This is a genomic window from Flavobacterium sp. (genome assembly GCF_039916025.1).
Taxonomy (GTDB): Bacteria; Bacteroidota; Bacteroidia; order Flavobacteriales; family Flavobacteriaceae; genus Flavobacterium.
This window is the reverse complement of the sequence record NZ_JBDSMB010000058.1, coordinates 1-4,264: the sequence shown is the minus strand read 5'-3', so window position 1 is coordinate 4,264 and position 4,264 is coordinate 1. Positions and strand designations below refer to the sequence as shown.

Sequence of the window (4,264 nt, the reverse complement as noted above, 5' to 3'; positions counted from 1 at the left end):
TGAATGCTATCATATCTGCAATGATTCGTGGACTAATTATATCAAAAAAAGCCTTTTCAATCTTATTACTACCGGTAAAGGAAATCCTAATCCAAAAGATACCGAGGGCTTTAATGCCGAAATAGTACAAAAATGGAAGATAAAATAAATATTAGAATAATTTAAAAAAGCGCACCATTCAGTGCGCTTTTTTTATCTCAATATCTCCTCAAAACTTGGTTTGAAATAGTTTGGTCCTTTGAGTACTTTACCATCTTCTCGGTAAATTGGTTTCCCATCATGGTCAAGCTTGCTCATATTAGAACGTTGTATTTCGTCAAACACTTCTTCTATTTTGTATTGCAGTCCGTGTTCCAAAATCGTTCCGCAAAGAATATACAGCATATCGCCAAGCGCATCGGCTATTTCTATCAAATCATTATTATGAACCGCTTCCAGATATTCTTCGTTTTCTTCTTTCATAAGGTTGAAGCGCAACATGTTTTTTTGTTCGCCTAAATCGCCTTTCATTTCGTGACTTACACCAAGGCCAAAAGCTGTGTGGAATTCTTTTACAGAGTTGATTTGTTTTTGCATTTTGTAGTAAAATTTATTGTTGATGCAAAATACAACTTTCTGATACAATTGAGTAAATTTGTTGAAAATTTGAAATAAATGTTCACAACTGGTCAATGGACTTTCGCCGCTATCTTTTTTGTTTGTTTTGTAATCGCTGTTTATTTTGCCTATGGGAAAGACAAAGCACTCCATCAAAAAGTATATAAAGGAAGCTATAAAATACTGATTGCTTTTCTACTGTTTATTGCATTGCTGTTTGTTATTAAAGTAACAATGAAGCATTAACCGTTTCTTTGTCAGCATGACAAGTTTGAGTATTATTTTCCCTTTAATAAATTTACACTTACTGTTGCTATATCCGAATTTGGGAATTTAGTAAACACATTGTCATCCGAAAACAATCCCGCTTCGGCGGCAATTTTGTGCAATACATTAATCTCTACAATATACTGATCGGAAAAACCGTGTGTGGCATCATAAGCTGTGGCAGCTGTTACACCAAGGTTTTTTGCAGTTAATTCGGGAGCAATCGTGTGGAGTTCTATCAATAGCAATCCAAATTTTTCTACAAACGGAGACCATTTTTGCAAATGTTCCAATAAGTTGTCTTCCACTTCAGCATTGCTGATTCTTCTACCACGATGTGCAAAAGCACCAGTTGAAGAACTAATTCTGTTGAGAGTTTTCACGGTTGGTTTTTCCCAAATTCTGTTGTGGTCTAAAAACGTTCTCACATTCAACAACTCTTTCAAATCGATTTTGTAATCTTCCTTTAGCGTTTCGGCTAATAACTGTGGTCTTCCGATATCGCCCCAAATTACTTTTGCCCAAATATCAGCTTTAATCAAATTGGCCCTTGTTACTTTTATTGCCGCTTCGTTATAATCAACACCTACCAAAAACAACGGATGCTCGTCGAGCATTCTGCCTCTTGCTGTTTGGCGTTCAATCACATCAAACATATGTTCCAGAAAAGCACCATTTCCACAGCCCATATCCAAAATTCCAATTGGCTGATCCGCAATTGGGCGATTGAAGAGTTCAATGATTATCTGATCAACAATTTTGAAATATTCGGCATGTGCGCCACCGCTACCCCAAACGTTCATTTTTCTGTCAACATGCAATTCTTCTTCGTGTTCTCCAATATTTCGTAGTATGGAAGGATTGCCAAAAAGCAGGTCGTCCATTTTTCGTAGCGTTGGAATATAGGAAACCGTCACACCATACGCGGCGGCTCTTTTAGCATAGAACAAACCGGTTTCGGTGAATTGGTAATTATCGTTTTTCTTGGTAAACCAATCTAAATGTGTCAGGAAATCAAGTATTTCTTTGAAGCATTCTGGTTTTTTGTGAAACTCCTCCGGACGGAAAGACGTTTCCATAAAATACTTATGAAACATTCCTGTCATACCAAGCATCACAATGGTTGGTCCAACCAAAACTCCTTCTATATGATATAAAACCTGCTCCTGAATGCCTTTAATTTTGGCATCATCAGAAAACTGAATTCCAAAGTTTGATTTGTATTTTGTAAACAATTCATTGAGCATTTCAAAAGGCTCAACTTCGAATTTTCGTGGATGAAAATGCTCTGAAAACTGCATCAAATTGAAAACATCCTTATAAAGTGGAATCAGTGAAAAAGCAGTTTCACTTTTATCATTTGTGGTAAAAGTTATTTGGTCATTTTGATTGTCGATATGTTGAACAAGCCAACCTTGCGAAGCCAAAACCCGAAGCGCAACATTCAGGTAACCTTCATTAGCACTAAACTTTGCAGTAAGCTCCTGAAGTGATACTTTTTGCTGTTGCAGTATATAGTCTAAAACACCATTGTTGTGCAAAGAATAGGCTGCAGGAATAGTTACAATTCCGTCTAAATGCCTGAATAAAATACCGCGAAGTTCGCTTTTTGTTTTCATAATTTAAATTTGAATGCGAGCAAATATAATCAATATTAGTAGTATAAAATTCATAACTTTGTGACACTTTATAAACATAGTTTCATGAGAATTTTAAAATATATCTTCTTGCTTATACTTTTGGCGCTGGTTGGAATTACAGTTTATGTAGCCACGCAAAAAGGAGATTTTGAAGTTTCAAAAAGCAGCATTATAAAAACACAAAGAAGCACCGTTTTTGATTATGTAAATGATTATAAAAACTGGGAAACATTTGGTTCATGGATGCAAAAAGATTCTGATATCAAATTCAATTATGATGCAAAAACCATCGGTGCCGGAGCAAAATGTTCTTTTGAAAACGGTTCAGATGAAGGCGATATTAGAACCGTATTTGTAAAAGAAAATGACAGCCTTGCACAAAAGGCAAATTTCAATGGAACAACAGCCACTATTTCTTGGAAATTTAAAGATACAATTGGCGGTACAAAAGTTACCATATACAGCAAAGGCAAAATGGACATTATTACCAAAATCACTAGTTTTTTCAAAGGTGGTTTAACCTCAATTTTGGGAGATGTTTATGAAAAAAGCCTTCGCAATCTTGACAAAACATTAAACTACGAAATGAAAACTTATTCCATTAAAGTAAATGGGATTGTACAACGTCCATCGGGTTTTTGTTTAAAACAAACTGTTTCCTGCCATATTAAAAGTGTTGGCAAAAACACCAAAATCCTGATGGCACAAATGGTTCATTTTTTCAATAAGAACAAAATTCCAATGGCAGGAAAACCATTTGTAGACTATGATAGGTATGATGTAGCCAATGACTTTGCTACTATTTCAGTTAGTATTCCGGTAAGGCAGCAAATTAATATTTCTGATGGAAGTGATGTTGCTTCGGGAGAAATTATTGCTTTTACCTGTTTGAAAACCACTTTAACCGGTGACTATTCGCATAGCAAAGAAGCTTGGGCTAAAGCCAAAAAATATATTGCTGATAATGGTTTAAAAGAAAACTTTGCAGGAAACTATACTGAAGTGTATGTCAAAACCATTGATGATATTAAGCAGCCTTCTAAATGGATTACGGAGATTTACATTCCGGTTTTCCCAAAAGCGATAGAATTGCCAAAACCTATTTTTGCAGCCGAAAGTCCAACTGTAGAAGCTCCGAAAACAACTACTACTCCAACGGAAACGCCTTAATTTTGCAGTAGATTAAACCTTTTCCGCTATCTTTATTCCAATTAGCTAAATTTTCACATTGCAAGAAGAAAAGGATTTCATTCAGGAATTATTAAATCCAAAAACGCAGAATGCTGCGTTTCAAAAACTCTTGCGGGATTATCAACGACCATTGTATAATCACATTCGGAGCATTGTTTTAAACCACGATGATGCCGATGATGTTTTGCAAAATACATTTGTCAAAGTCTTTCAGTATTTAAAAGATTTCAAAGGCGAAAGCAAATTGTTTTCCTGGATGTATCGAATAGCAACTAATGAAGCCATTACGTTTATCAATCAAAAGGCAAAACGAAACGGCACAACCAGCGAAGCGATGCAAACCAGAATTGTAGATAACCTAAAAGCAGAAACTTATTTTGATGGGAATGAAATTCAAATCAAATTACAAAAAGCGGTTTCATTGCTGCCGGAAAAACAACAGTTGGTTTTTAAAATGAAATATTACGAAGAACTAAAATATGAAGAACTCTCGGAAATTCTCGGAACATCTGTTGGTGCGCTAAAAGCATCGTATCACCATGCTGTGAAGAAAATTGAAGAATTTATAA

At 35.4% G+C, this 4,264-nt stretch carries 5 protein-coding genes; 3 read left to right on the top strand and 2 right to left on the bottom strand.

All coding sequences use genetic code 11. The features are described from left to right. Nucleotides 1-192 precede the first annotated feature (192 nt). A complete protein-coding gene (locus ABIQ27_RS03280) occupies nt 193-576 on the bottom strand; it encodes a nucleoside triphosphate pyrophosphohydrolase family protein (protein ID WP_348032021.1) in 384 nt (127 codons plus the stop codon). Between the two features lie 78 nt (nt 577-654). Here ABIQ27_RS03280 and ABIQ27_RS03275 point away from each other — a divergent pair, with 78 nt between their 5' ends. Further along, a complete protein-coding gene (locus tag ABIQ27_RS03275; protein WP_348032019.1) occupies nt 655-843 on the top strand; it encodes a hypothetical protein in 189 nt (62 codons plus the stop codon). A gap of 32 nt (nt 844-875) precedes the next feature. Here ABIQ27_RS03275 and ABIQ27_RS03270 read toward each other — a convergent pair whose 3' ends face one another. Then, nucleotides 876-2,483, bottom strand: a complete 1,608-nt coding sequence (locus ABIQ27_RS03270; protein ID WP_348032017.1) for a class I SAM-dependent methyltransferase — start codon at nt 2,481-2,483, stop codon at nt 876-878. Nucleotides 2,484-2,567: 84 nt separating this feature from the next. Between ABIQ27_RS03270 and ABIQ27_RS03265 the strand changes: the two genes are divergently transcribed. Both ABIQ27_RS03265 and ABIQ27_RS03260 read left to right on the top strand, forming a co-directional pair. Then, the gene (locus ABIQ27_RS03265) at nt 2,568-3,674 is read left to right on the top strand and encodes a GyrI-like domain-containing protein (protein WP_348032015.1); all 1,107 of its coding nucleotides are present in this window, start codon (nt 2,568-2,570) and stop codon (nt 3,672-3,674) included. 58 nt (nt 3,675-3,732) lie between these two features. Continuing rightward, a partial coding sequence (locus tag ABIQ27_RS03260; RefSeq protein ID WP_348032013.1) for a sigma-70 family RNA polymerase sigma factor occupies nt 3,733-4,264 on the top strand: 532 nt, incomplete at its 3' end.

Bases quoted from the DNA above. Each gene is read 5' to 3' on its own strand.
- ABIQ27_RS03280 (WP_348032021.1), bottom strand. From the start codon at position 576: ATGCAAAAACAAATCAACTCTGTAAAAGAATTCCACACAGCTTTTGGC.
- ABIQ27_RS03275 (WP_348032019.1), top strand. From the start codon at position 655: ATGTTCACAACTGGTCAATGGACTTTCGCCGCTATCTTTTTTGTTTGT.
- ABIQ27_RS03270 (WP_348032017.1), bottom strand. From the start codon at position 2,483: ATGAAAACAAAAAGCGAACTTCGCGGTATTTTATTCAGGCATTTAGAC.
- ABIQ27_RS03265 (WP_348032015.1), top strand. From the start codon at position 2,568: ATGAGAATTTTAAAATATATCTTCTTGCTTATACTTTTGGCGCTGGTT.